This is a genomic window from Arthrobacter sp. NPDC089319, assembly GCF_040684925.1.
In the GTDB taxonomy this organism is placed as follows: Bacteria; Actinomycetota; Actinomycetes; order Actinomycetales; family Micrococcaceae; genus Crystallibacter.
In genome coordinates this window covers 295,021-319,757 of the sequence record NZ_JBFBGZ010000004.1, presented here as the reverse complement: position 1 = coordinate 319,757, position 24,737 = coordinate 295,021, and the positions used below count along the sequence as shown (strand labels likewise).

Sequence of the window (24,737 nt, the reverse complement as noted above, 5' to 3'; positions counted from 1 at the left end):
CGTCCGTTCATGGACGGCGCCCGGGGATCTCGTCCCGCACCCTTTTGAAAGGCCTCCACTGTGATTACAGTCAACGATCTCGAGCTGCGTGCTGGAGCCCGTCTGCTCATGGAGGCGGTCTCCTTCCGTGTGGACAAGGGCGACAAAGTGGGGCTGGTGGGCCGCAACGGCGCTGGCAAGACCACGCTGACCCGGGTGCTGGCCGGCGAAGGCCTGCCCGCCGCCGGAACCGTGGTGCGCAACGGGGAGATCGGGTATTTGCCGCAGGACCCTCGGACCCCGGACATGGAACAGTTGGCCCGCGACCGGATCCTCTCCGTCCGCGGACTGGACGTGGTCACCCGCAAACTGCGTGAAGCGCAGACGGACATGGCCAGCAGCGACGCCGAGGTGCAGGCCAAGGCGATGCGCCGCTATGACCGTCTGGAGGCCGAGTTCATCTCCGGCGGCGGCTATGCGGCCGAGGCCGAGGCGGCTGCCATTTCCTCCAACCTGGCCCTGCCGGAGCGGATCCTGAACCAGCCGCTCAGAACGCTCTCCGGTGGCCAGCGCCGCCGCGTAGAGCTGGCCCGGATCCTGTATTCCGGCGCGGAAACTATGCTCCTGGACGAGCCGACCAACCACCTCGACGCCGACTCGATCACTTGGCTGCGCGAATTCCTCAAGAACCATCAGGGCGGCCTGATCGTGATCAGCCACGACACCGGCCTGCTGGAAGCGACCGTCAACAAGGTCTTCCACCTGGACGCCAACCGCACCACCATCGACATCTACAACATGAACTGGAAGCGCTACCTGATGCAGCGCGAGACCGACGAACGCGCGCGCAAACGCGAGCGGGCCAACGCGGAAAAGAAGGCCCAGGTCCTGATGGACCAGGCGAACAAGATGCGGGCCAAGGCCACCAAAGCGGTGGCGGCACAGAACATGGCCAAGCGCGCCGAACGTCTGCTCAGCGGCCTGGACGAGGTCCGGGCCCAAGACAAGGTGGCGGCGCTGCGCTTCCCCGACCCTGCACCGTGCGGCAAGACTCCGCTCACTGCCGAAGGCCTGAGCAAGTCCTACGGCTCGCTGGAGATCTTCACCGACGTCGACCTGGCCATTGACCGGGGCTCCCGCGTAGTGATCCTGGGCCTGAACGGTGCCGGCAAAACCACCCTGCTGCGCATGCTGGCCGGCGTGGACACCCCTGACACCGGCGATGTGCTCCCCGGTCACGGGCTGAAGATCGGCTACTACGCCCAGGAACACGACACCTTGGACGTGGAGCGCACCGTCCTGCAGAACATGCGCACCGCCGCCCCGGATCTGCAGGATGCCGAAGTGCGGAACATCCTCGGTTCTTTCCTGTTCTCCGGCGACGATGTCAACAAGCCGGCAGGAGTGCTCTCCGGCGGCGAAAAGACCAGGCTGGCCCTGGCCACCATCGTGGCGTCATCGGCGAACGTGCTGCTGCTGGACGAGCCCACCAACAACCTGGACCCGGCCAGCCGCGCCGAGATCCTCGGCGCCCTGCGCAACTACAGCGGCGCCGTCGTCATGGTCAGCCACGACGAGGGCGCGGTCGCGGCGCTCAATCCAGAGCGTGTTGTGCTGCTGCCGGACGGCGTCGAAGACCTCTGGAACGAGGACTACCTGGACCTCGTGACCCTGGCCTGATTCATGGGCATGTAGCGTCTGAAGCGGATTTACTAAGGCGCACATCGCCGACCGAGGAACGAGCGAGGCGTCTAAGCGCCGTGTAAATCCGCTTCGAGACGTCGCGCCCGGTAAATGCTGGCTAGTCGTCCTGGCTGAGCAGGGACCCGTCGGTGCGGAAGCCTTGGGCATCCAGCAGGGCGTCTTCCTCTTCTTCGGCCGTGGGCCGCTTGCGCTGGCGCTTCGGAGCCGCCGCGGCACGCGGGGCCGGATTGGCCTGGTGGTAGCCGCTGAGCGCCTCTTCTTCCTCGGTCAACCGGCCATGGTGCGCGTGCTGTCGGGCCGCGTAGCCGTAGCCGACGAACAGGAGCACGCCAAAGGCATACCACTGCATCGAATACGACAGGTGCGGGCCTTCATCGATGGCGGGTTTGGGGATCTGCACCGGTTGCTCGGCGGCAGCGGGGGACTCCGCCGCCATCAGGCCGTAGCTGCCCGTGTAGATGGGGTAGCCCAGTTCGGACGCGTACGAGTCCAGTTGGATGGACGCGAGCTGGCCTTCGGGGGCGCCACGGCTGACAGCCCCTTCGCCCGGCTTAACCCGTGCGACGACGGTGACCTCCCCCTTGGGCGCGGCCGGGATGGTGTCCGGGTGGCCGGCTTGGTTGTTGCCGATCGGCAACCAGCCGCGGTTGATGATGACGGCCGGCCCGCCCTCGAGGCGGAGCGGGATGAGAACCTCGTAACCCGGCCGGCCGTTCAGGGGCCGGTTCCGCACAATCCGCTGGCCGGCGTCGTCGTACGTGCCGTTGAGGACCACAGGGGTCCATTCCACCGAATCATCGGCAGAGGCGAAGATCTTCGGAACCTTGGTGAACGGCACAGGATCGGCGTCGTAATGGGTCTCCACGGCGGCGATGGTGGCACGCGCCTGGTCCCGGCGGTCCATCTGCCAGTTACCCAGCACCACGCAGACGGCGGCGAGCAGGGCAACGATCAGAAGCCAGCCCAGCCACTTGCCGCTGAGCAGGAATCGGTAGGACATTCAGGCACTGCTTTCCGGTGTAGCGGACTCTTCCAGGGGAAGCGTTTCCTTCCAAAGGCTTCGCTGGACCAGATAGTCCTGCAGCCACTCGCGATGCCCATCGCACGCGAGCCAGATCTTGCGGCGCTCGGGCGTATGGAGTTTCGGGTTATTCCAGAGCAATTGCCACTGGGCGTCCCCACGGCAACCTTTCCGTGAGCAGATCGGTGTCTCGGCGGCAGCTGCACCGCCAAGCTGGCCCAGGAGGTTCATGCGGCAGTCTTCCGTCGGCGCCGCTTGACCACCGGGCTGAGGCTTCCCATGAACGCGGGCTGCTCATAGTCGTCTTGCTCTGCGGGACCGGGCGGCGGTTGGCCGGCCAGTGATCCTGTGGCCGCCGATGCTCTCGGTTGGTCCGCCTCCGGAACCGCATCTGCGGGAGTGTGCCGTTCCTGCTCCGTGGTGGTGGGGCCCTGGCCAGTGGCCGGCGGCTGGCCGTCGTCGATAACTTCCCCGGTCAGGAACTCGCCGTCCTCGGTTCCTCCGCCCTTGGCGCTTGCGGCCGGGGCTTCCAGCTCCGGCATCGGAGCTTGGTCCAGCAGCGCGGTGCTGTGTGTCAGGTGCGACTTGTCGCTGCCGCCATTGGCAATGATCACGGCTATCCACGGAAGGAAGACGGCGCCGGCCACGAAGAACCAGCGGAACCAGCTGTCGATGAAGAAGAAAAGCAGCAAGCAAGCCAAGCGGATGCCCATGGCGAGCGAGTACTTGACCATGCGCCGGTGCATCTCATCGGTGTGGCTTTCGGGGACGTCCGTAATGCTCAGGACTTCCGGTTTCTCGTCAGGCTGCTTGCTCATCACACTCCATCAGGGCTGTATCAATTCTCCCACGACGGCCGGAATGTCTAAAGCCGACGCAACGAGTCCCCGGTCGCAGGATCTCCCGGGCTAGGATTCCTTAGGGAAACAGCAGCTTCATGGAGGTAAGTGTGAGCAACGAACAGCAGACCGGCCGCAGCGTGCTGGTCACCGGTGGTAACCGGGGCATTGGCTTGGCCATTGCCCGGGCCTTCGAAGCGAACGGTGACAAGGTGGCGATCACCTACCGCAGCGGCGACGTGCCTGAAGGATTGCTGGGTGTGAAGGCCGATGTCACGGACGCCGAGTCCGTAGATGCTGCGTTCACCGAGGTAGAAGCCGCCCACGGCCCGGTGGAGGTGCTGGTGGCCAACGCCGGCGTCACGCGGGACACGTTGCTGCTGCGGATGAGCGAGGAAGACTTCACCAGCGTGGTGGACACCAACCTGTCCGGGGCGTTCAGGGTGATCAAACGTGCCTCCAAGGGGATGATCCGGCAGCGCAAGGGCCGCGTGGTGCTGATCTCCTCGGTGGTGGGTCTTTACGGGTCGCCCGGCCAGATCAACTACGCCGCGTCCAAGGCCGGCCTGGTGGGCATTGCCCGCTCGCTGACCCGCGAGCTTGGCTCCCGCAACATCACCGCCAACGTGGTGGCTCCGGGATTCGTCAACACGGAAATGACCGCGGTGCTGCCGGAAGACACGCAGAAGAGCTACCTGTCCTCCATCCCGGCCGGCCGCTTTGCCGAACCCGAGGAAGTGGCGAAGGTGGTCCGGTGGATTGCCAGCGACGAAGCTGCCTACATTTCAGGCGCCGTGATCCCGGTGGACGGCGGACTGGGCATGGGTCACTAAGACGTCCAGCAGGTGACCGGCCCGCTTTTGTGGGTTTTCTACAACGGATAAGGCTTCGGGGGCTGGCAAGATGGAACCCGAAGCCTTATCCGGTTAAGCGTTTCCTACAACCGCGTACCGGCCCACCACGGAAAATTTACCGAGAACCTTAGGAGCAGCCATGGGTGCACTGGATGGCAAAGCAGCAATCGTCACGGGGTCGTCCCGCGGAATCGGCGCCGTGGTGGCCAAGCTGCTCGCCGCCGAGGGGGCAGCGGTAGTGGTCAATTACCGGCAGAAGGCACCGCGGGCCAACAAGATCGTGGCGCAGATCGAGGAAGCGGGCGGCCGCGCCGTCGCCGTGGCCGCCGACCTCACCGCGGAGGAGGGCTCGCAGGCACTCGTGGACGCCGCCCGGCAAAACTTCGGCGGCCTGGACGTGCTGGTGCTCAACGCCTCCGGCGGCATGGAGACGAGCATGGGCGAGGACTACGCACTGCGCCTGAACCGCGATGCCCAGGTGAACATGCTTAAGGCGGCGGCCGAAGTGATGCCGGCAGGTTCCCGGGTGGTCTTTGTCACCAGCCATCAGGCCCATTTCATCCGTACCGTGCCCACGATGCCGGAATACGAACCGGTGGCGTTGAGCAAGCGTGCCGGCGAAGACGCGCTGCGCGACCTGCTGCCGGAGTTGGAAGCCAAGGGCATCTCGCTGGTGGTGGTCTCCGGCGACATGATCGAAGGAACCGTTACCGCCACGCTGCTGGACCGTGCACGCCCCGGTGCCCTTGAGGCCCGCCGCGCCGAGGCCGGGAAGCTCTATTCCGTGGAAGAGTTCGGCGCAGAAGTGGCGAAGATGGTCACCGCCGATGTTCCTTCCGGGCACACCGAATACGTGGGCGGGGCCGCGTCCTTCCAGTCTCAGGGCTAGGTGTACGCGCAGTCCCAGGGCTAGGTGTACGCAGCAGCTGTTTGACGACGGTTCAGGGAACGGCGCGCTCCCGCGCTGTTCCCTGAACGCCGTGCCCCTCACTGGGGTGACGCATCAGTGCGGGGCATGCCGGGTTGAAATACCCGAAGCTGTCCGTAGCGGGTGCTAGGTTGGCCGCATCCTTGGACCTTTAGGAGGGTAGCGAAGATGGCTAAGACACATTCCCGCGGCGTCGGGATCGACTTCATGGAACCGAATTCCTGCGGACGCTGTGATGCCTGCGACGAATTACCCGCGCCGGCTATCTGCGAGGACTGCTCTTATGACGAGAACGGCAACTTTGTCCGGCTCGTGGAATGGCCCTGCCCGTCTGCGGGCGTTTCCCTCGCGGCGGCTTAGGGGACTGGCCTAGGGGATCGTCCGAGGGCCACCTAGGCCCGCGGCTTCGCCGGCTGGGGAAGCTACCTGCGGACCAGGCTGAGTTGCACCCGCGGACCTTGGCGAAGTGCTACCCGCGGACCAGGCTGCGCGCCGCCTCCGCAATGTGCTTTGCGGAGATGCCCGCGGCGTCCAACAGCTCCTCCGGTGCGCCGGAGGTGGGCAGTCCTTGCACGGCCAGGCGGACCAGCTTGAGATCCGGGACGCGGGCCTCTGTCAGCGCATCCGCGACCGCCGAACCAAGCCCGCCCTCGGGATAGTGGTCCTCCACCGTGATGATGCGCCCGCCGGTGGCCCGGCACGCGGCCAGCAAGGTTTCCTGGTCGATCGGCTTGATCGAGTACAGGTCGACCACGCGGGCGGCAATGCCTTCACCGGCGAGTTGGGCGGCGGCGGCGAGGCATTCGTGCACGGTGACACCCGCCCCGACGAGGGTGAGAGCGTCGTCGCCGGTGGCCCCATGCACTTTGGAGCCGCCGAGGGGAAATTCCTCGCCTGCCTCGTAGAGCACTGGGTAATCGCCCCGGGTAGCGCGCAGATAGCTGATGCCGGGCGTGTCCGCCATGGCCTGGATCAGCCGTGCGGTGGAGGGCGCATCCGCCGGATAGAGAACGGTCGAAGTGTGGATGGCGCGCATTGCGGCCAGGTCCTCGAGGGCCATCTGGGACGGCCCGTCCTGGCCGATCTCAACGCCCGCATGGGTTCCGACCAGACGGATGTCCACCTCGGAAACGCCGGCCATCCTGATGAAGTCGTAACCGCGGGACACCAGGAAGGCCGCAAAACTCGCGGCGAACGTCACATAGCCGCGCACCGATAGCCCCGCGGCCGCAGCCACCATTTGCTGCTCGGAGATGAACATCTCGAAGAAGCGGTCCGGGGCGGCTTTGCTGAACTCACCGGCCTTGGTGGAATTTCCCACTTCGCCGTCCAGCATCACCACCTCGGGCCGTCCGGCAAGGGCGGAGACCGCTTCGCCGAAGGCGGTCCGGGTGGCAACGGCGTCGCCTACCGTGTAGGTGGGAAGTTTGATGGCGGCCGACGGGTTCGGCGTGATGGCCGGCGTTCCCGGGGCCGGGGCATGCGGGGTGACCCGGATCTGGGTGCGTCCGCCCAGCGCCTTGATGGCAGGTTCGGCGATGTCGTCCGGCAGCGCCTTTCCGTGCCAGCCGTTCTTGTCCTCGACCTCGGGAACGCCCTTGCCCTTGATCGTCCGCGCCAGAATGACGCTGGGCCGGTCCGTGGTGGCTCGGGCCGTGGCGAGGGCGTTATTGATCGCGTCCAGGTCATGGCCGTCAATCGGCAGCGGCTGGGCCCCGAAAGCCCGCACCCGATCGGCGTACTGCGCCAAGTTCCACCCCAGCTCGGTCGGCCCGTTCTGGCCCAGCCGGTTCACATCCACGATGGCGGTCAGATTTCCCAGCCGGTAGTAGGCAGCCTTGTCCAACGCCTCCCACATGGACCCTTCAGCCAGCTCGCTATCACCGCACAGCACCCACGCCTGGTAGGGCAGCCGGTCCAGGAATTTCCCGGCCAAGGCGATGCCGACGGCGTCGGGCAGTCCTTGGCCCAGAGATCCGGTGGCCACGTCCACCCACGGCAGGGCAGGTGTGGGATGTCCCTGCAGCCTGCCGCCGAACTGCCGGTACGTTTCGAGCAGCTCCGTTTCATCAATCACCCCGGCCGCCCGGAACATGGCATAGAGCAGCGGCGAGGCGTGCCCTTTGGAAAAGACCAGATGGTCGTTCGTGGCCAGCTCGGGCCGCTGCCAGTCGTAGCGCAGATGGTTCACCAACAGCACAGCCATGAGATCGGCGGCCGAGAGGGAGGAGGTGGCGTGGCCGGATCCGGCCCGGCTGGTGACGCGGATTGAATCGACCCGCAGCTGCGCGGCCAGCGCACGGCAGGTCTCCGCCAGGCTCGGATCCAAGGTGGTGGTTGTCGTGGAGTCGGCGCTCATCACTGATCTCCTTCACGGAAGGTTCAGGGAATCCCGGGTCCCGTTGCACCCATCGGCAGCGCTGTCCGGGGGATGTTCAAACCGACCCTACTCCCGTGCGCGGTCCGGCGACAGGGCCGCGTGGGATCGCACACGGGCAGCGCACGCATCCGGCGTCAGACACCGGCGAAGTAGCGCGCTACATCCAGGTAGGGGATGTTGATGGCGGCGTCTGCGGCCTCGCGGACGGCGGGCTTGGCGTTGAAGGCAATCCCCAGCCCCGCGGCGGCCAGCATGTCCAGGTCGTTGGCGCCGTCGCCGATGGCGATGGTCTGGGCCAAGTCGATCTTCTCCGCGGCGGCCCATTCGCGCAGCGAGGCCTCCTTCGCCGCCCGGTCCACCACGTCGCCGTCCACCGTACCGGTCAGCATGTCGGCGTCGATGCCCAGCGTGTTCGCCCGGTAGTACGTCAGGTTGAGTTCCTCGGCCAGCGGGTCCAGGATCTGGCTGAAGCCGCCGGAGACAACCGCCACGGCATGGCCGGCGGCCAGGAAGGCCTCCACCAGTTCCTTGGCACCGTGCGTCAGCAGCAAGGAATCGCGCACCCGCTGGATCACGCCCAGTGGAAGGTCCTTCAGCGTGGCCACCCGGGCGTGCAGGCTCTCGGCAAAGTCCAGTTCGCCGCGCATCGCCGCTTCGGTGACCGCAGCAACCTCGTCACGCTTGCCGGCGTGATCCGCCAGCAGTTCAATCACTTCCTGCTGGATGAGCGTGGAGTCCACATCCATGAGCAGCAGCTTCCGGTCCTGCCCGGCCAGCGACGCTTCCATCACGGCCGTGCCCAGCTCACCGGTGAGCACGGGTGCCACCGCAGCCCGCAATGCCGTGACGCCGTCGGAGGCAGCGCCGTCGTACTCCACGGTCAATACGGTGGCCTGGAAGCGGCCGTTGGCTGCGTTCTCCAGTTCAACGATGTTTCCGCCGGCCCCGGTAACCGCCGCCTGCACGGCGGCAAGGTAGGCATCGGGCAGTTCCCGGCCGTAGGAGACAACGCGGAGGAGCGAGGGCATGATGATTCCGTTCTGCGTAAAGCTGGAGGGGGCCGGATCCGTCAGGGCAGGGTCCGGCGTCGCGTTTGGCGATTACTACACGTTTTAGCCTACTGTCTACTGATATGAGCGATGTACTTGAGTTTGCCGGGGTCACTGTTGTCCGCGGGCGCAAAACCCTGCTGGACGGCGTTGACTGGCAGGTCAAGGAGGGGGAGCGCTGGGTGGTGCTGGGCCCCAACGGGGCGGGCAAGACCACCCTGCTGCAGATCGCCGGCGCGCGCCTGCACCCCACCCGCGGAATCGCCGGCATCCTTGACGAGACCATGGGCAAAGTGGACGTGTTCGAGCTCCGGCCCCGGATTGGCCTGGCGTCCGCCGCGCTGGCCAACCAGATCCCGGAGCACGAGCAGGTACTCAACGTGGTGGTCACCGCCTCCTACGGCGTGACCGGCCGCTGGCGCGAACAGTACGACAAGATGGACGAGCGGCGGGCGTTCCGCCTGCTGGACGCGTGGGGGATGTCCACCTTCATGAACCGCACCTTCGCCACGCTCAGCGAAGGCGAACGCAAGCGCGTGCAGATCGCCCGCGCGCTGATGTCCGATCCGGAATTGCTGCTGCTGGATGAGCCGGGCGCCGGGCTTGACCTGGCCGGCCGCGAGGATCTCGTGGAGCGGCTGAGCGAACTGGCCAAGGATGAGGACGCGCCGGCGCTGGTGCTGGTCACCCATCACCTGGAGGAAGTGCCGCCGGGCTTTACCCATGCCCTGCTGCTGCGCGAGGGCGGCGTGGTAGCCCAAGGCCCCATCGCCGAGGTGCTGACCGAAGACAACCTGAGCACCGCATTCGACATGCCGCTCAGCCTCAAGCACGACGACGGCCGCTACACTGCCGTAGCCAAGCGCGCCTAGGCGGTCCCTGCCCCCGTGGATCTACTCAACGCTGCCCTGATCGGGCTGGCCGGGCTGTGGGCCGGCACCATCAACAGCATCGTCGGATCCGGCACGCTGGTCACCTTCCCCGTCTTGGTGGCGCTGGGATATGCCCCGGTGACGGCGACCATCTCCAACGCGATCGGCCTGATCGCGGGCAACGTGGGCGGGGTCTACGGCTACCGCCGTGAACTGGCCGGGCTGCGCCGCACGGTCGCCATCCTGCTGCCGGCGTCGCTGCTGGGCGGGATCACCGGCGCATGGCTGCTGCTGCACCTGCCGGAGGAAGTCTTCGGCATTGCCGCGCCGTTCCTGATTGTGGTGGCGCTGGTCTTCGTGGTGTTCCAACCAAAACTTCAAGCCTGGGTCCGGGAGCGCCAGGCCGCGCAGGCCCGCACCCGCCCGCGTCCTTGGGCGTTGCTGGCGCTGGTCTATTTTGCCGGCGTCTACGGCGGCTACTTCGTGGCCGCCCAGGGCATACTGTTGGTCGGTATCCTCGGTGTCTTCCTGCACGGCACCATGCAGCAGGCCAACGCCATGAAGAACGTGCTGGTCCTCGGCGTGAACATCATTGCGGCCATCTCCTACATGCTGTTTGCCTTCGACCGGATCGAATGGCCGGTGGTCCTGGTGATCGCCATCAGCTCGCTAATCGGTGCGCTGGTCGGATCCGCCGTAGGACGCCGGCTGAAGCCGGCGGTGCTGCGCGGCGTGATTGTGACGCTGGGGCTGGTGGCCCTGGTTGTGCTGGTCAGGAACCTCTTCATATGAACCTGGTCCGGCTGGATTCCGCCGGCGACCCGCGGGTGGCCGACTACACGCAGTTGACCGACACCGCCCTGCGCCGCCGCCGCGAACCCGCGGAAGGAATGTACATCGCCGAAAGCTCCAAGGTGCTGCGCCGGGCCGTTGCGGCCGGCCATACCCCGCGGTCCTTCTTCCTGACCGACAAATGGCTGGACGACCTGCGCGACGTGATCGAGCGGTTCCCCGAGGCGCCGGTGTTTATCGGGACGCCGGACGTCCTGGAGGCGATCACCGGATTCCACCTGCACCGCGGCGCCATGGCCGCCATGCACCGGCCTGCGCCGCGGAGCGCTCAGGACGTGCTGGCCGGCGCCCGGCGGGTGGCGGTGTTGGAAGACATCGTGGACCACACGAATGTGGGCGCGATTTTCCGGTCCGCCGCCGCCATGGGCATGGACGCCGTGCTGCTGAGCCCGCAGTGCGCCGATCCGTTGTACCGGCGTAGCATCCGGGTCTCCATGGGCACCGTGTTCCAGATTCCGTGGGCAAGGCTGCAGGAATGGCCGGCGGGACTGGCGGGGTTGAGTGGCCAAGGATTCACGACGGCGGCGGTTGAGCTCGCCGACGACGCCATCACCTTGGACGAGCTGGAACGGCGCACTTTCGACAAGCTGGCCCTGGTGCTGGGCACCGAGGGCGCCGGAGTGCAGCCGCAGACGCTGGCACAGGTGGACCTGACCGTGATGATCCCGATGCGGGCCGGGGTTGATTCGCTGAACGTAGCCGCGGCCAGCGCCGTGGCCTTTTGGGCCTGCCGCCCGGACTAGGCTCCGGGTACGGCCGTGCGGTTGGTCCGTGTCGCTTCGACGCGGGACCGGTACATGCGGTAGAGTTGTTTGCTGGCCCTCATGGGGCCGCCATCTTTCCATCCTTCTAGTCGCTGGCAAAATCCAGGGGCGTGTAGAAAAGGTACAACTATGAAGTCTGATATCCACCCGGCATACGCCCCGGTTGTTTTCCGCGACCTGGCCTCCGGCGTTTCCTTCCTGACCAAGTCCACCGCTACGTCCAGCAAGACGGTGGAGTGGGAAGACGGCAACAGCTACCCGCTGATCGAGGTTGAAATCTCCTCGGAGTCCCACCCGTTCTACACCGGCAAGCAGCGCATCATGGACAGCGCCGGCCGTGTGGAGCGCTTCAACGCACGTTTCAAGGGCTTCGGCGGCAAGAAGTAACTCTTCGCCCCCGCGCCTTTCAGCAGAGCCCGCACCGTGTGGTGCGGGCTCTGCTGCTTAACAGGACGCTGGCCACGGCACAACGGGACGCTGGCCAGCACCGCAACTAGACGGGTGGCCACGACTGCAACACGACGGTAAGCGCCCTCGCCGGGAGGGACGCCGACGGTGTGAATGCCGGCCGGGGCCGGTTCCGACGCTACGCTGCTGCCATGACAGCACCTGGTAGCGGCGGCACGGTCCCGTTCCCCTTGGGCAGGAATCGGGGGAACGTCTCCGGCCGGCGGGGTTTCGTTGTACTGAACTTGCTGGCCTTGTCCACACTCCTGATCACCGGCTGTGCCGCGGGTTCGGAGCAACTGCCAGCCGCGATTACCTGCACCACGCAGTACCGTCCGGACTACGGCAGCAGTGCCGGAGAGGAAGCCGCGCAACTCGTCCTGCCGCGGGTCGACGGGCCGGCAGCAACCAGACAGGATTTGTCGACGGGCACCTTCCGGCTGTCCGGAAGCTACGTCGGGGCAGCCCCGGACGGACGGGCGGTCTCGCTGTCGATCGGTAATGCCGAGGGGCAATTGCTTGCCAGCATGCTGTACCAGCTGGAGGACGGCTCGTCCCTGGCATCCCGCTTCAGCGGTGGCCATGGGTTCACCGGGCTGCACTATGTCCGGGATGGCGAGGCCGAGCTGCAGCTGTATTGCGAGGCGGGGGAGTAGGCCTCACGGCCGCTGGCGGGTCCTGTCTCCCAGCGCCGTTTTCCGGACCTGATCGTCCCTCCGGCGCACGGCAGACGCCCAGACCCAGGTAACCCTCCGGTCCCCGGCATCCGTCCACGCGACCTCAACTGCCCGCGACGTCCAGCCGAAGGCCTCGCCCTGGACCAGTTCGGCCGCCCCCGGGAACCGGATCCACGCCCATACCGGCACCCCCGGCACCACGCGGGTCACCGGGCAATGCTCAAGATCCAGCTCCTCCGGCGTCAGCGACACCGGCTCCGCCCGCCGGGCATAACGGGCAGCGATCTTCGCCAGGGCATCCCGGTCCATCTGTTAAAGGTAGAACGAGTGTTCGAATAAAGCCACGGGTGCTGCCGGCGTTCGGTGCGACGCCATAACCTGTCCTGACCGCCGCGGCAATCCCGGCCCCCTCCGTTCGCGGGCCCATCCCGTGATCGTCATAAAAATCAATGCCGGAGCAAAAGCACGCCCTCGGTTTGGCTGCTTAGGCTTGGCTAACCTAAGCTTCTTGAGGATTCCTACATCCCCTCCAAGTTTGCAGAAAGAAGCTCCCCTTATGAAGCTCCGCAAGAACGCCCTGGTCGGCATCGCAGTAGCTGCCACCGCCGTCTTCGGCCTCGCAGCCTGTGGTTCGAACTCCGAGACCGACCCCGCCGCGTCCGGATCCGCCGCCGCAGGCGATGGCATCACGGTGTACAACGCCCAGCACGAGAGCCTGACCAAGGAATGGATCGACGCCTTTGCCGCAGAAACCGGCATCAAGGTCACCGTTCGTCAGGGCTCTGACACCGAAATGTCCAACCAGATTATCCAGGAAGGCGAGGCCTCGCCGGCCGACGTGTTCCTGACGGAGAATTCGCCGGCAATGACGCAGGTTGAGAACGCCGGACTCTTTGCGGACGTGGACCAGGCAACCGTTGACCAGGTTCCGGCCGAATTCCGTCCGTCCACCGGTAAGTGGACCGGCATCGCTGCCCGTTCCACGGTCCTGGTGTATGACAAGAACAAGATCAGCGAAGACAAGCTGCCGAAGTCGATGCTGGACCTGGCGAACCCCGAGTGGAAGGGCAAGTGGGCCGCCTCGCCGACCGGTGCCGACTTCCAGGCCATCGTCTCCGCCCTGCTTGAGCTCAAGGGCGAAGCCGCCACCGACGCATGGTTGGCGGGCATGAAGGAAAACTTCAAGGCTTACAAGGGCAACAGCACGGCCATGAAGGCAGTCAATGCCGGCGAAGTCGACGCCGCGCTCATCTACCACTACTACTACTACGGCGATCAGGCCGAAACCGGCGAGAACTCCAACAACGTCACGCCGTACTACTTCAAGAACCAGGACCCGGGGGCCTTCGTCTCGGTGTCCGGCGGTGGCGTGCTGAAGTCCTCCAAGAACGCTGCTGACGCGCAAGCCTTCCTGAAGTTCATCACCGGCCAGCAGGGCCAGGAAATCCTGAAGAACGGCACCTCGTTCGAGTACCCTGTCGGCTCGGAGGTGGAGGCCAACGAAGCCCTGGTGCCGATCAAGGACCTCGAGGCTCCCACGGTGGACCCGGCCAAGCTGAACTCCACCCAAGTCACCGACCTGATGACCAAGGCAGGATTACTGTAGTTCTGTGACCACTGATCTATTGGCTCCCGGTACGCCGAGTACGGGGAGCACGACGGCGGGCGGGGGCAAGCGCCTTCGCCCGCCTTTCGGCGTGTCCACGGTGTCCCTGCTGGCGGTCTTGATCGCGCTGTTTTCGCTCATCCCGCTGGGGTACGTCACCTACATGACGGCCGCCACGGGCTGGGACACCGCCGTCGAGCTCATCTTCCGTCCGCGGGTCGGCGAACTGCTGCTGAACACCATCCTGCTCACCGTGATCACCGTCCCGCTCTGCCTGATCCTGGGCGCGGGCGGCGCGTGGCTGGTGGAGCGCACCACGCTGCGCGGGCACCGCTGGTGGGCTGTCGCCCTGGCCGCACCGCTGGCCATTCCGGCCTTTGTGAACAGCTATTCGTGGGTCTCGGCCGTTCCGTCGCTGGCGGGAATCTGGTCCGGCGTGCTCATCGCCACCTTGTCCTACTTCCCATTGGTTTACATTCCGGCGGCCGCGGCGCTGGGCCGCCTGGATCCAGCCATCGAGCAATCCGCGGCATCACTTGGTCTGGGCCCGTGGGCCGTCTTTTTCCGTGTGGTGCTTCCACAGCTCCGGATCGCGCTCACCGGCGGCGCGCTGTTGGTGTCCCTGCACCTCTTGGCGGAGTACGGCGCCTTTGCCATGATCCGCTTCGATACCTTCACGACGGCGATCATGGTCCAGTTCCAGTCGACGTTCAACGGCACCGCCGGCAACATGCTGGCCAGCGTGCTGGTGTTCCTGTGCCTCATCCTGCTGCTGGCCGAGGTGAAGAGCCGCGGCACCGCACGCTATGCCCGCATCGGCTCGGGTGCGCCGGCCAAGGCGACCCGGCTGCCGCTCCGCCACTACCAGCTGCCCGCGCAGCTCTCGCTCGCCGCCGTCACGGTGCTGGCCTTCGGGGTTCCCGTCTGGTTCGTGCTGAAATGGCTCATCGCCGGCGGTGCAGAGGTCTGGGCGGCCGATGAATTCATGCCCGCCCTGCTGCAGACGCTGATGTACGGGGCCCTTGGTGCGGCAGTCACCACCGTGGTTGCCTTCCCGATGGCCTATCTGGCCGTGCGGCGCCCCAGCGGGTTCAGCAAGCTGCTGGAACTCTCCAACTACGTGACCAGTTCGCTTCCGGGCATCGTGGTGGGGTTGGCGTTCGTCACCGTCAGCATCCGGGTGGTCCCGGGAATCTACCAAACGGCGGGGGTGCTGGTCGCCGCCTATGTGCTGCTGTTTCTCCCCCGGGCCCTGGTCAACCTGCGCTCGGGGCTGGCCCAGGCGCCCAAGGAACTCGACGAAGCCGCCCAGTCCCTGGGTAAGGCCCCGCTGACTTCCTTTGTTCGGGTAACGCTGCGCCTCACCGCGCCCGCCGCGGCCGGCGGCGCAGCACTGGTTTTCCTGGCCATCGTCAACGAACTGACGGCCACGCTGCTGCTCTCTCCGAACGGGACCCGGACCCTGGCCACCGAGTTCTGGAGCAAGAGCAGCGAGATCGACTACACCGGCGCGGCACCCTATGCCTTGTTGATGATCCTGCTCTCAGCGCCCATGACCTACCTGCTCTTCCAACAGTCCAAGAAAGTGGCCGGACAGTGACCGAATATTCCCCTTCCAGCCTTCCGGCGTTCCGCGTGGCGCCCTCCGTGGCACCGACCACCAACACGCATTTGGAGATCGCCGAGGTCACCAAGAACTTCGGCTCGCAGTCGGTGCTCAAAGGCGTCGACCTGTCAGTGGCCAAGGGCGGAACCACCGCGATCGTTGGCCCGTCCGGATCGGGCAAGACCACGCTGCTGCGGCTGATCGCCGGCTTCGAACATCCGGACACCGGCTCCATCAGCCTCAGCGGCCAGCCCGTTGCCGGAAACGGTGTGTGGACTCCGGCCCACAAGCGGCATGTCGGGTACGTCGCGCAGGACGGGGCGCTCTTCCCGCATCTGACGGTGGGGCAGAACATCGCCTTCGGCCTTAACGCCGGAAAACTCGACGGCGGGCGCAGGGCCGTGAACGCGCGCGTCCAGGACCTGCTCGAGATGGTGTCACTGGACGCCGCGATGGCCAAGCGACGCCCGCACCAACTGTCCGGCGGCCAGCAGCAGCGGGTGGCGTTGGCGCGTGCGCTGGCCCGCGAACCCGAACTGATGCTCCTGGATGAGCCGTTCTCTGCACTCGACGCGGGGCTGCGGGTAGCCACCCGCCGCGCCGTGGCCAAGGTGCTCAATGAAGCCGGCGTAACCACCATTCTGGTGACCCACGACCAAGCCGAGGCCCTCTCCTTTGCGGATCAGGTAGCCATCATGCGCGGTGGGAAGCTGGCCCAGATCGGCAATCCCTTTGTGGTCTATACGCGGCCGGCCGACCGTGCCACGGCCGAGTTCCTGGGGGACGCGGTGATCCTGGATGCCTGGATGGAGGGTTCATTGGCGACCTGCTCGTTGGGCGGAGTCCCGGTCCGGCGGCCGCCGGCACAGGGCAAGGTCCAGCTGATGCTCCGCCCCGAGCAGATCCGGATTGCACCGGATGGCCCCATTCGCGGCGTGGTGGTGGACACCGACTATTTCGGCCCGGAAACCACTGTGCGGATCAAGCTGGCCGAGACCAATGCGTCCCAGCGCGCCGCTGCCGGCAACGGGCACCGGTACCCGGGCGGCGGTGAGGTCATCACTATTCGGCACTGGAACGCTTCGATCACCAAGCCCGGGACCGAGCTCTGCCTGCGGGTGGTTGGCGAAGGCGTGGCGTTCCCGCAGGACAGCCCGTAGCGGCGGCCGGCTTTTTCTTGGGCTTGGAGTCGCCGGCTGCTCTAGCCGTCCGTGATCCTTGCTTCTGCCTGCGCCGCCGCAATCGGCCGCCGCACGTACTCGGATACCACCACACCGGAGTTGTAGGCTGTGGTCTCCACTCCACGGAAGCGCTGAGGCTTGTAGGCGGCCGACGCGAAGAGCGGGATGCCGCTGCCGAAGAGCAGGGGACTGCGCTTGAGCACCAGCCGGTCGATCTCGTCGGCCAACACCGACGCTAGTGAACCACCGCCGCACAGCCAGATTGATGTGCTGGACTCCGCCTTCAACCGGCGGACGACGTCCACCGGATCGTCATTGCTGACCCTTAGATTCGGCGGATCCCCCGGGATATCAGCCTTGGTCCGTGCCTGCGAGAACACCACCTGACGCAGGTGGCGGTACGGGCTCGTGACGCCGGCGGGGAGCCCTACGGCATAGGTGTTCCAACCCATCAACACCGTGTCGAAAACCGAACCGTCCTGTTCAATGCCGTAGGCAGCGGAAATATCGGTAGGAATGGCATCGGCGAACCGAGCGGTGAGCGGCTGCATGTGGTCGCCCTCAATCGGAAAGGCATCGAATTCTCCTGACGGTCCGGCAATATAGCCGTCAAGACTGACCGCGACGTAATAAACGAGTTCCCGCATGGCGCTCCAATCACGACTTGTCTGGTGATGCGCAGACTACATCACATGTAGTGGTTGGGCTAGGATGGGGCATGGCAAAGAATGATGAGCGGAGACGACTGCTCGCCGACGCAGGCCTGGCAGTTCTCGCTCGCGAAGGCTCGCGCGGACTGACGCATCGCGCGATAGACGACGCAGCGGGCGTCCCCCTCGGGACCGCGTCGAATTACTTTCGCAGCCGCGATGCATTGATCTCCGGCCTCGTCGACCGCATCGGCGAGCGTCTCGGTCCGGAGCCGGCGGTCCTCGAGCGCCTCGCGGCGGAGCCGCCCAGCCGCAGGCTTTTCTCAGACTATCTACGCGATATTGTGCGTCGGCTTACCGCCGAACGGGAGGTCACGCTTGCGCTGTTCGAGCTCCGTCTGGAGAGCACCCGGCGCCCGGCTGTCGCAGCCGTCCTGGGGGAATGGCAGCGGGCCGCCTTTGAGGGCGACGTTGCGTTCAACACCGCGGCGGGGCTTCCCGGCAGCCGTCGCGACATCGCACTCTTCCACTATGCGGTGGACGGGCTGCTGTTCGACCGGCTCACCAACCCGCTGGACCCGGACACGTCAACCGACGACGTTATCGAAGCGCTCGTCGCAGGGCTCCTGGGCGGCGACGATTGATCCGGACAATGTACGGCGATCGGAGATGGCGAATGCACAACGAACCGATTCGGGCCGGGGCAGGCGACCCCGGCCCGTTCTATCACGGTACGAAAGCCGACCTGGCGCCCGGCGACATACTGGAACCGGGCTACCACTCGAACTACGGAGAGCGGATCAAGGCGAACTACGTCTACCTCACCGCAACCCTTGACGCCGCCACCTGGGGAGCCGAACTCGGAGTGGGGGAGGGACCGGGAAGGATCTACCGGGTAGAGCCCACCGGCCCGATTGAAAATGATCCCAACCTGACAGACCAGCGGTTCCCGGGAAACCCCACCAGGTCCTACCGCTCGAAGGAACCGCTGCGCATCATCGAAGAGGTCCTGGAGTGGGAACCGCATGCTCCCGAGGTGCTGCAGCACATGCGGAACCATCTGGCAGAACTCAAGCGGCAAGGCATTGAAGCCATCAACGAGTGAACCCTCGGCCGGCACCCACCCGGCCGGCGCGCTGGTGAGCTTAGCCACCAAAGCTGCGCATCGGCGTCGTGCTTTGCTATTTTTGAGCTCAAGACCTCATTCCTAGGTCTCCGGACGACGGTTCAGTACCCGGTGCGCGACAAGACTGGCCAGAGGAATCAATCGTGGAATGGGTCATTCTCATCCTGTCCGGCGTCCTGGAAGCTGTGTGGGCCACAGCGCTGGGCGCATCCAAAAACTTCCGCAGGCTGTGGCCGTCAGTCATTTTTGTTGCGGCCATGGCATTGAGCATGGCCGGCCTGGCCTATGCCATGACCGCCATACCGGTGGGAACCGCCTACGCGGTCTGGGTTGGCATCGGCGCGGTGCTGACGGCCGCCGTTGCCATGGTCACCGGGGCCGAGAAGGCCTCGCTGATCCGGGTCGCCCTGCTGCTGGGCATCATCGGCTGCGTAGTCGGCCTCAAGGCGATCGGCTAACGGGGGGCACACATGTATTGGATCATTTTGCTGGCCAGCGCCGTGCTGGAAGCCGTATGGGCCACCGCGCTGAGCCTCTCCGAGGGGCTGAGCGACCCGCTGCCGACCGCCGTGTTCTTTGTGGCCGTGACGCTGAGCATGCTGGGGCTGGGCTACGCGATGCGCGGCATCCCCATCGGCACCGCGTATGCGGTCTGGACGGGAACGGGGGCGGCACTGACCGTTGGCTACGCCATGGTCTTTGGCGGCGAGCAGGCCAGCGCGCTGAAGGTGCTGTTCCTCGCCGGCATCATCGGCTGCGTCATCGGCCTGAAGTTGGTAGACGGGAAGCGCACCGAGAAGGCATGAAAAAAGCGCCGGCAGGTAATGGAGAAGTCGGGGGAAATACTCCATACCCGCCGGCGCTTGGACCGGGCACGTCCGGTCCCTCTTTCACTCGCACCGTGATGAGGTGTCTATGACATTACGGCAGGCTTCTGGGTACAGCCCCGGCAGCGGCTGGGAGAAAGCTGGGTTTGTCGGCGAACCGCTGCCGACAGCAGGGGAGTGGGACCAGCGGCAGGAGGCCGTGCCGTCGTGGTAAGACTGTGGTGGCCCCATCCCGCGCCTGCCGAGCCTGCCGACCCGACGGCTGCAACCGGCCGATCCCGCCTGACCAAGGAGAGCAAGCATGTCCGACCATCGCCACGGAGAGTACAAGGTCCAGGGCGGCAAACTCGTTGTTGTCGATTTTGACGTGGTGGACCAAACGATCGTCCGTCCCTCGGTGAGCGGTGACTTCTTCCTGGAACCGGACGAGGCGCTGGCGGACATTAACACGGCGCTGGACGGCATGGGCACCGAAAGCAGCCACACCAGCCTCGCCGCGGGAATCAGTTCGGCGCTGCCGCCCGACGCCCAGCTGTTCGGTTTCTCCGCCGACGCCGTTGCCGTTGCCGTGCGCCGGGCCCTGAACAAGGCCACCGGATGGTTGGACCACCAGTGGCAGGTCATCCCGCCCACTCCGCTGCCCACGCACATGCATGTGGCGATGGACGAGGTGCTGACCCGCCAGGTAGGCGCCGGGAAGCGGCAGCCGACGCTGCGGTTCTGGGAGTGGGAGGCTCCGTCGGTGGTGATCGGCAGTTTCCAGTCGGTGCGCAACGAGGTGGATCCGGATGGGGCGGAACGGCACGGCATCACCGTGGTGCGCCGGATCAGCGGCGGTGGGGCGATGTTCATGGAGCGGGGCAACGCCATCACCTACTCGCTGTACCTGCCGCAGACCTTGGTGGACGGGCAGAGCTTCGAGGCCTCCTACGCCTACCTCGATGCGTGGGTGATGTCCTCGTTGGAGAAGGTCGGGATCAAGGCGTTCTACCAGCCGCTCAACGACATCGCCACGCCGGAGGGCAAGATCGGCGGCGCCGCACAGAAGCGGTTGGCCAACGGCGGGATGCTCCACCATGTGACCATGTCCTACGACATCGACGCGGACAAGATGACTGACGTGCTGCGGATCGGCAAGGAGAAAATCTCCGATAAGGGCATCAGCAGTGCCAAGAAGCGCGTCGACCCGCTGCGGCGGCAGACCGGCCTGAGCCGGGAAGAGATCATCGCCGTCATGATCCGGACGTTCAAGGACCGGTACGCCGCGGTGAACAGCGGGTTCTCGGACGAGGAGATGGCCATGGCCCGCGAACTCGTCCAGACCAAGTTCGGCACGGACGAGTGGCTGCACCGCGTGCCCTAGTTGGGCCTGTAGCGCGTCCGGTAGCAGGGCCGCAGATCGGCGCTCAGCGTGCCTTCCTGGCCACAGCCGGCCCGAACATGTTCCGTCCCATGATTATGGCGCCGATGCCGAGCTCGCCGGCGAGGAGAAGCTGTTCGCCGCCCACACCCAGCGGGACCGTGCCCGCGGGAGTTGACAGTGTAGTGGACCGTACGAGTGCCGGGAACTACCGGGCTATCGCTGTCGGCTTAGCCGCGGCTCTCCGCCGGGGCAGCTATCTGCTGGGCACGAAGTGCCCGGAGCAAGTGGTCGCGCTGTTCGATGACGATGCGGCGCAGCGCGGCGGGTGCATCGCCGTTGCCGTCCAGCCAGGCATCGGTCAGGACGACGGCGGGGTGCTCGGTGGGTGCCTGGCCGGCCGCCAGGTCCTGACCGCCGGGGTAGAGCCCGCGGACCAGCCGGGCCGCGATCTCGATGCTCTTGGACGACCAGATCCGGACGAGTTCCGCGAAGTAGTGCTCTACGTACGCGTTGAGCAGATCGTGCGGACCTTGGCAGAAGCCGTCGATCGTGGCGTCCAGGAGCTGGTTCGATAGCGAATCGGTGTGCACAGCGGTGCGCCACGCTTCGGCTTTGACCGCCGGATCCGGCCGGGCGGTCCGGGCGGCCAAGTGGCCGGCCCGTGCAGCGACCGTCCGGTCACCCTCCAGCGCCGCATCGAGTTCGGCCACGGCGGCGTGGCCGGTGGCAGCCAGCGCCTGCCAGATCCGCCAGCGCAGGTCCGTGTCCACAGCCAGCCCGTCCACCACGACCCGTCCCAGCACCACGTCCCGCAGGAAGGTGGCCTGGCTGTCCGCAGCACGGGCCACCGCGGCCAGCGACCTCGCCCAGGTCAGCTGCTGGTCGCTGCCCGGGTCCGCGGACTCCATCTGCCGCCGCGCGGCGGCGACGAAAGCTTCCTGGAGTGCCGGCCGGCGGCCCGCTGGTGCGTACCGGTCCATGGCCGTCTTGGCGCAATCCAACACCACCTGCAGCACACTGTTCTCGGTCTCGGCCGGGGCAAACCGTTGTACGGCCTCCACATACTCCGCGGCCGGGAGCAGCCCGTCGCGCGTCATGTTCCAGAGGCTGGACCAGCACAGGGCACGGGCCAACGGATCGGCGAGCCGGTCCAGCGAAGACAGCACCGTCTGCAGCGAACGCTGGTCGAAGACCACCTTGGCGTAGGTCAGGTCGTCGTCGTTGAGAAGCAGCAGTGCCGGCTGCTCCCTGCCGACCAGTTGTGGCAGGTCCGTCCGGGGACCGGCCACATCCAGCTCCAGCTGGTCTGTGCGGAGCAGCCGGCCGGAGGCGTCGGGGTTGTAGAAGCCCAGCCGCAAGCGGTGCGGACGGTGCGCCGGTTCGTCCGTTACCGGATCCACCGCATCCTGGACGATCGCCGCGGCAGTGATCGCCCCGCCGTCGTGCCTCAGGTCCAAGGCCAAGGTGGAGATGCCAGCGGTCTGCAGCCACTGATGCGCCCAGTGTTCCATGTCCCGGCCGGAGGCCGCGCTCAGCGCGGTGAGGAAATCGGCCAGCGACGTGTTGCCGTAGGCATGTTCGCGGAAGTAGCGGCGGGAGGCGCCAATGAATGAGTCGAAGCCGGCGTACGCCACCAGCTGCTTGAGCACCGAGGCGCCCTTGGCGTAGGTGATGCCGTCGAAGTTTTGCTTGGCGGCCTCCAGATCGCGGATGTCGGCGACGATCGGGTGGGTGGTGGGGAGCTGGTCCTGCACATACGCCCAGCCCTTGCGCCGGTTGGCGAAGGTGATCCAGGCATTGCTCCACTGGGTGGCCTCGGCCGAGGCGAGGGCGCCCATATAGTCGGCGAACGACTCTTTCAGCCAGAGATCGTCCCACCACTTCATGGTGACCAGGTCACCGAACCACATGTGCGCCATCTCGTGCAGGATGGTGTTGGCCCGGGCCTGGTACTGCGCATCGGTGGCGCGGGAGGAGAAAACGTAGGCCTCGGTGAAGGTGACCAGGCCGGGGTTCTCCATCGCGCCGAGGTTGTACTCGGGGACGAACGCCTGCTCGTACTTGCCGAACGGATACGGGTAGTCGAAGAGCTCGTGGAAGAAATCGAGGCCGGCCTTGGTAACGGAGAAGATCTGCTCCGCGTCGAAGGAGCCGGCCAGCGAGGCACGGCAGTAGGCCCCGAGCGGCACCTGCAGTCCGCCGCCGTCGGGCAGCGGGCGGTGCCAACTGTCCGTCGCGGCGTGGTACGGCCCGGCCAGGACAGTGGTGATGTAGGTGGAGATGCGCTGGGTCGGGTGGAAGCGGCGGACCGAGTGCCCGGGCGTGGAAGCCATCGGCTCGGTCGAGGCCACAGCGGCGTTGGAGGCGACGGTCCAACCGTCCGGCGCGGCAACATGGAAGGTGAAGGAAGCCTTCAAATCGGGCTGTTCGAAGTTGGCGAACACCCGCCGGGCATCGGCCGGTTCGTACTGGGTGTAGAGGTAGGTGTTCCCGTCGGCAGGATCCACGAACCGGTGCAGGCCTTCGCCGCTGCTGCTGTACAGCGCGGTGCCGGTAATGATGGCCTGGTTCTGTGCTTCCAGTCCGGGCAGCAGGATGCGCGCGCCGTCCACCACCTCGGCCGGCTCCAGCGGGCGCCCGTTGAGCAGCACGGAGTGGACGCCGCCGTGGATGAAGTCGGCGAACACGGTTGAGCCGGGTTCGCTGCAGCTGAAGGTAATAACGGTTTTGGAGATGAAGCCCGGTTCGTCCCGGTCCTCGGCGCCGCGCAGGTCCAGCGAGACCTCATAGCTCTCCACCCGCAGGATGGCTGACCGGGCCGCGGCTTCGTCGCGGCTGAGGTTCTGGTTCGTCATCCGGCCCATTTAACCATGCGGCGGACGGCTGGCCGGGGAAGTTGGAGCGCGTCAGCCGCCGGCCATGGCCAGCCAGGCAGCGCCGAGGCCCAGCCCGGCGATCAGCAGCCAGGACAGCAGCGCGGTGGAGATGGCCGGCAGCGAGGAACGGAGCAGTTCCCGGAGCCGGACGGCTGAGCCCAGCCCGAACAAGGCTGCGGCCAGCATGATCTCCTGCACGAGGGCGGTTCCGTCCAGCACGGGCTGCGGCAGCCATCCCGTGCTGCGCAGCAGCACCAGGGCCAGGAAGCAGAGGATGAACAGCGGCACCACCGGCGGTTGTTTGGTCGCGGGGCCCGCCTCCCCGACACGGGGCGCCTTGGCCGTGCGGCGCCGGTGTACCGCCACGGCGGCCGCCAGCGGCGCGAGCATCACCACGCGCGCCAGCTTCACCACGACGGCGATGGTCAGCGCCGCCGTGCCCGCGCTTTGCGCCGTGGCCACCACCTGTCCAACATCGTGCACGGAAGCACCGGCCCAGAAGCCGAAGACCTCGGCCGGCATGCCGGTGAGGGCCATGACCGCAGGCAGCACCCCGATGGCCAGGGTGCCGCACAGCGTGACCAGCGCGACGGGCATCAGGCTGTCCTGCGCGCGGCTGCCGCGGGCGGCGGCGATGGCGCCAATGGCCGAGGCACCGCAGACCGCGAAGCCGGCTGCCAACAGCACCGGTTGGTCGCCGGGCAGGCGGTGCCAACGGGCCAGCAGGTAGGTTCCGGCAAACGCGAGCAGCAGCACCAGCACCACCAGCACCAGCGCGAACCAGCCCAGCTCTGCCAGATCAGACAGGGCCAGCCGGGCACCGAGCAGCACGATCCCAGCGCGCATCAGCGTCCGGCCGCAGAAGAGAAGGCCGGGCTGTCCCGCGCCGCCGGTCCACGCGGCCGTCGGCGGCACATTGGCGGCCACAATCCCCAGGACGACGGCGAAGCTCATCACCGGAACCGCCGGCACCAGCCAGTGCAGGCCAAAAGAGGCAAGCACGGCCGTTGCCGCCAGCAAGAGTCCCGGCCCGGCCCGTCGGATCCAGCGTTCGGCGCGGGACCGCGGGGCGGCCGCCTCCGGCGGAACCCGGACCCTCCCGCTGTCCGGTGACTGGCCGGGGGTCACAAGGCTGG

Annotated in this window: 25 protein-coding genes and 1 riboswitch; of the genes, 16 read left to right on the top strand and 9 right to left on the bottom strand. The window is 66.5% G+C overall.

From position 1 onward, the window contains the following. Positions 1-60 precede the first annotated feature (60 nt). Complete coding sequence (gene abc-f, locus AB0N75_RS08320) at positions 61-1,659, top strand: ribosomal protection-like ABC-F family protein (RefSeq protein WP_364647801.1); 1,599 nt, start codon at positions 61-63, stop codon at positions 1,657-1,659. Positions 1,660-1,780: 121 nt separating this feature from the next. Here the strand turns inward: abc-f and AB0N75_RS08315 are convergent, their stop codons facing one another. Genes AB0N75_RS08315 through AB0N75_RS08305 form a run of 3 tightly spaced genes read right to left on the bottom strand, consistent with a single transcriptional unit; the run spans position 1,781 to position 3,522 of the window. Then, positions 1,781-2,683 carry an SURF1 family protein gene (locus AB0N75_RS08315; RefSeq protein WP_364647798.1) on the bottom strand — a complete coding sequence of 301 codons (903 nt, stop codon included), beginning with the start codon at positions 2,681-2,683 and terminating at the stop codon, positions 1,781-1,783. Further along, positions 2,684-2,935 carry an acetone carboxylase gene (locus AB0N75_RS08310; RefSeq protein ID WP_364647795.1) on the bottom strand — a complete coding sequence of 84 codons (252 nt, stop codon included), beginning with the start codon at positions 2,933-2,935 and terminating at the stop codon, positions 2,684-2,686. After that, positions 2,932-3,522, bottom strand: a complete 591-nt coding sequence (locus AB0N75_RS08305) for a DUF3099 domain-containing protein (protein WP_364647792.1) — start codon at positions 3,520-3,522, stop codon at positions 2,932-2,934. The genes AB0N75_RS08310 and AB0N75_RS08305 overlap by 4 nt, the downstream gene beginning before the upstream one ends. Before the next feature lie 119 nt (positions 3,523-3,641). Between AB0N75_RS08305 and AB0N75_RS08300 the strand changes: the two genes are divergently transcribed. Further along, on the top strand, positions 3,642-4,376 hold the full coding sequence (locus AB0N75_RS08300) for a beta-ketoacyl-ACP reductase (RefSeq protein ID WP_364647789.1): 735 nt from the start codon (positions 3,642-3,644) through the stop codon (positions 4,374-4,376). Positions 4,377-4,536: 160 nt separating this feature from the next. Then, positions 4,537-5,286, top strand: a complete 750-nt coding sequence (locus tag AB0N75_RS08295) for an SDR family oxidoreductase (RefSeq protein ID WP_364647786.1) — start codon at positions 4,537-4,539, stop codon at positions 5,284-5,286. Positions 5,287-5,794: 508 nt separating this feature from the next. Here AB0N75_RS08295 and AB0N75_RS08290 read toward each other — a convergent pair. Beyond that, positions 5,795-7,684: a transketolase gene (locus tag AB0N75_RS08290; protein ID WP_364647783.1), complete on the bottom strand. Its 1,890-nt coding sequence runs from the start codon at positions 7,682-7,684 to the stop codon at positions 5,795-5,797. Positions 7,685-7,839: 155 nt separating this feature from the next. Continuing rightward, a complete protein-coding gene (gene serB / locus AB0N75_RS08285) occupies positions 7,840-8,733 on the bottom strand; it encodes a phosphoserine phosphatase SerB (RefSeq protein WP_364647780.1) in 894 nt (297 codons plus the stop codon). A 104-nt stretch (positions 8,734-8,837) separates the two neighbouring features. On the opposite strand from serB, the gene AB0N75_RS08280 reads away from it, so the two are divergent. From AB0N75_RS08280 to AB0N75_RS08260, 5 genes are all read left to right on the top strand, one after another. Further along, a complete protein-coding gene (locus AB0N75_RS08280; RefSeq protein ID WP_364647777.1) occupies positions 8,838-9,626 on the top strand; it encodes an ABC transporter ATP-binding protein in 789 nt (262 codons plus the stop codon). 15 nt (positions 9,627-9,641) lie between these two features. Continuing rightward, positions 9,642-10,418 (top strand): sulfite exporter TauE/SafE family protein, encoded by a 777-nt coding sequence (locus AB0N75_RS08275; RefSeq protein ID WP_364647774.1) that lies wholly within the window; start codon positions 9,642-9,644, stop codon positions 10,416-10,418. Further along, a complete protein-coding gene (locus AB0N75_RS08270) occupies positions 10,415-11,221 on the top strand; it encodes an RNA methyltransferase (RefSeq protein ID WP_364647771.1) in 807 nt (268 codons plus the stop codon). Before AB0N75_RS08275 ends, AB0N75_RS08270 begins: the two co-directional genes overlap by 4 nt. A gap of 150 nt (positions 11,222-11,371) precedes the next feature. Then, positions 11,372-11,629: a type B 50S ribosomal protein L31 gene (locus AB0N75_RS08265; RefSeq protein ID WP_127512525.1), complete on the top strand. Its 258-nt coding sequence runs from the start codon at positions 11,372-11,374 to the stop codon at positions 11,627-11,629. 212 nt (positions 11,630-11,841) lie between these two features. After that, positions 11,842-12,345 carry a hypothetical protein gene (locus AB0N75_RS08260; protein ID WP_364647768.1) on the top strand — a complete coding sequence of 168 codons (504 nt, stop codon included), beginning with the start codon at positions 11,842-11,844 and terminating at the stop codon, positions 12,343-12,345. 3 nt (positions 12,346-12,348) lie between these two features. Here the strand turns inward: AB0N75_RS08260 and AB0N75_RS08255 are convergent, their stop codons facing one another. Then, a complete protein-coding gene (locus AB0N75_RS08255) occupies positions 12,349-12,675 on the bottom strand; it encodes a hypothetical protein (protein WP_364647765.1) in 327 nt (108 codons plus the stop codon). Positions 12,676-12,922: 247 nt separating this feature from the next. On the opposite strand from AB0N75_RS08255, the gene AB0N75_RS08250 reads away from it, so the two are divergent. From AB0N75_RS08250 to AB0N75_RS08240, 3 genes are read left to right on the top strand one after another with little or no spacing between them, the layout of a single operon-like run. After that, positions 12,923-13,972 (top strand): iron ABC transporter substrate-binding protein, encoded by a 1,050-nt coding sequence (locus AB0N75_RS08250; RefSeq protein WP_364647762.1) that lies wholly within the window; start codon positions 12,923-12,925, stop codon positions 13,970-13,972. 4 nt (positions 13,973-13,976) lie between these two features. After that, positions 13,977-15,572, top strand: a complete 1,596-nt coding sequence (locus tag AB0N75_RS08245; protein ID WP_364647759.1) for an iron ABC transporter permease — start codon at positions 13,977-13,979, stop codon at positions 15,570-15,572. Continuing rightward, positions 15,569-16,738 (top strand): ABC transporter ATP-binding protein, encoded by a 1,170-nt coding sequence (locus AB0N75_RS08240; RefSeq protein WP_364647756.1) that lies wholly within the window; start codon positions 15,569-15,571, stop codon positions 16,736-16,738. Before AB0N75_RS08245 ends, AB0N75_RS08240 begins: the two co-directional genes overlap by 4 nt. Before the next feature lie 41 nt (positions 16,739-16,779). On the opposite strand, the gene AB0N75_RS08235 is transcribed toward AB0N75_RS08240, so the two are convergent. Further along, a complete protein-coding gene (locus tag AB0N75_RS08235) occupies positions 16,780-17,406 on the bottom strand; it encodes a dihydrofolate reductase family protein (protein WP_364647753.1) in 627 nt (208 codons plus the stop codon). Positions 17,407-17,477: 71 nt separating this feature from the next. Here AB0N75_RS08235 and AB0N75_RS08230 point away from each other — a divergent pair, with 71 nt between their 5' ends. From AB0N75_RS08230 to AB0N75_RS08210, 5 genes are all read left to right on the top strand, one after another. Beyond that, a complete protein-coding gene (locus AB0N75_RS08230; RefSeq protein ID WP_364647750.1) occupies positions 17,478-18,053 on the top strand; it encodes a TetR/AcrR family transcriptional regulator in 576 nt (191 codons plus the stop codon). A 32-nt stretch (positions 18,054-18,085) separates the two neighbouring features. After that, the gene (gene arr, locus AB0N75_RS08225; protein WP_364647747.1) at positions 18,086-18,514 is read left to right on the top strand and encodes an NAD(+)--rifampin ADP-ribosyltransferase; all 429 of its coding nucleotides are present in this window, start codon (positions 18,086-18,088) and stop codon (positions 18,512-18,514) included. Positions 18,515-18,602: 88 nt separating this feature from the next. Then, positions 18,603-18,668: riboswitch (guanidine-III (ykkC-III) riboswitch) on the top strand. A gap of 10 nt (positions 18,669-18,678) precedes the next feature. Then, a complete protein-coding gene (locus AB0N75_RS08220; RefSeq protein WP_364647744.1) occupies positions 18,679-18,993 on the top strand; it encodes a multidrug efflux SMR transporter in 315 nt (104 codons plus the stop codon). A gap of 12 nt (positions 18,994-19,005) precedes the next feature. Next, positions 19,006-19,341 carry a multidrug efflux SMR transporter gene (locus tag AB0N75_RS08215; RefSeq protein ID WP_364647741.1) on the top strand — a complete coding sequence of 112 codons (336 nt, stop codon included), beginning with the start codon at positions 19,006-19,008 and terminating at the stop codon, positions 19,339-19,341. A 322-nt stretch (positions 19,342-19,663) separates the two neighbouring features. Next, positions 19,664-20,725, top strand: coding sequence for a biotin/lipoate A/B protein ligase family protein (locus tag AB0N75_RS08210; protein ID WP_364647738.1), 1,062 nt, complete (start codon positions 19,664-19,666; stop codon positions 20,723-20,725). 227 nt (positions 20,726-20,952) lie between these two features. On the opposite strand, the gene pepN is transcribed toward AB0N75_RS08210, so the two are convergent. Together pepN and AB0N75_RS08200 are read right to left on the bottom strand one after the other, a co-directional pair. Further along, positions 20,953-23,580 (bottom strand): aminopeptidase N, encoded by a 2,628-nt coding sequence (gene pepN / locus AB0N75_RS08205; RefSeq protein ID WP_364647735.1) that lies wholly within the window; start codon positions 23,578-23,580, stop codon positions 20,953-20,955. Positions 23,581-23,631: 51 nt separating this feature from the next. Further along, the gene (locus tag AB0N75_RS08200) at positions 23,632-24,729 is read right to left on the bottom strand and encodes a putative sulfate exporter family transporter (RefSeq protein WP_364647733.1); all 1,098 of its coding nucleotides are present in this window, start codon (positions 24,727-24,729) and stop codon (positions 23,632-23,634) included. Positions 24,730-24,737 lie beyond the last annotated feature (8 nt).

Coding starts and splice junctions, on each gene's coding strand:
- AB0N75_RS08315 (WP_364647798.1), bottom strand. CDS start 2,683: ATGTCCTACCGATTCCTGCTCAGCGGCAAGTGGCTGGGCTGGCTTCTG.
- AB0N75_RS08310 (WP_364647795.1), bottom strand. CDS start 2,935: ATGAACCTCCTGGGCCAGCTTGGCGGTGCAGCTGCCGCCGAGACACCG.
- AB0N75_RS08305 (WP_364647792.1), bottom strand. CDS start 3,522: ATGAGCAAGCAGCCTGACGAGAAACCGGAAGTCCTGAGCATTACGGAC.
- AB0N75_RS08300 (WP_364647789.1), top strand. CDS start 3,642: ATGGAGGTAAGTGTGAGCAACGAACAGCAGACCGGCCGCAGCGTGCTG.
- AB0N75_RS08295 (WP_364647786.1), top strand. CDS start 4,537: ATGGGTGCACTGGATGGCAAAGCAGCAATCGTCACGGGGTCGTCCCGC.
- AB0N75_RS08290 (WP_364647783.1), bottom strand. CDS start 7,684: ATGAGCGCCGACTCCACGACAACCACCACCTTGGATCCGAGCCTGGCG.
- serB (WP_364647780.1), bottom strand. CDS start 8,733: ATGCCCTCGCTCCTCCGCGTTGTCTCCTACGGCCGGGAACTGCCCGAT.
- AB0N75_RS08280 (WP_364647777.1), top strand. CDS start 8,838: ATGAGCGATGTACTTGAGTTTGCCGGGGTCACTGTTGTCCGCGGGCGC.
- AB0N75_RS08270 (WP_364647771.1), top strand. CDS start 10,415: ATGAACCTGGTCCGGCTGGATTCCGCCGGCGACCCGCGGGTGGCCGAC.
- AB0N75_RS08265 (WP_127512525.1), top strand. CDS start 11,372: ATGAAGTCTGATATCCACCCGGCATACGCCCCGGTTGTTTTCCGCGAC.
- AB0N75_RS08260 (WP_364647768.1), top strand. CDS start 11,842: ATGACAGCACCTGGTAGCGGCGGCACGGTCCCGTTCCCCTTGGGCAGG.
- AB0N75_RS08255 (WP_364647765.1), bottom strand. CDS start 12,675: ATGGACCGGGATGCCCTGGCGAAGATCGCTGCCCGTTATGCCCGGCGG.
- AB0N75_RS08250 (WP_364647762.1), top strand. CDS start 12,923: ATGAAGCTCCGCAAGAACGCCCTGGTCGGCATCGCAGTAGCTGCCACC.
- AB0N75_RS08235 (WP_364647753.1), bottom strand. CDS start 17,406: ATGCGGGAACTCGTTTATTACGTCGCGGTCAGTCTTGACGGCTATATT.
- AB0N75_RS08230 (WP_364647750.1), top strand. CDS start 17,478: ATGGCAAAGAATGATGAGCGGAGACGACTGCTCGCCGACGCAGGCCTG.
- arr (WP_364647747.1), top strand. CDS start 18,086: ATGCACAACGAACCGATTCGGGCCGGGGCAGGCGACCCCGGCCCGTTC.
- AB0N75_RS08215 (WP_364647741.1), top strand. CDS start 19,006: ATGTATTGGATCATTTTGCTGGCCAGCGCCGTGCTGGAAGCCGTATGG.
- AB0N75_RS08210 (WP_364647738.1), top strand. CDS start 19,664: ATGTCCGACCATCGCCACGGAGAGTACAAGGTCCAGGGCGGCAAACTC.
- pepN (WP_364647735.1), bottom strand. CDS start 23,580: ATGACGAACCAGAACCTCAGCCGCGACGAAGCCGCGGCCCGGTCAGCC.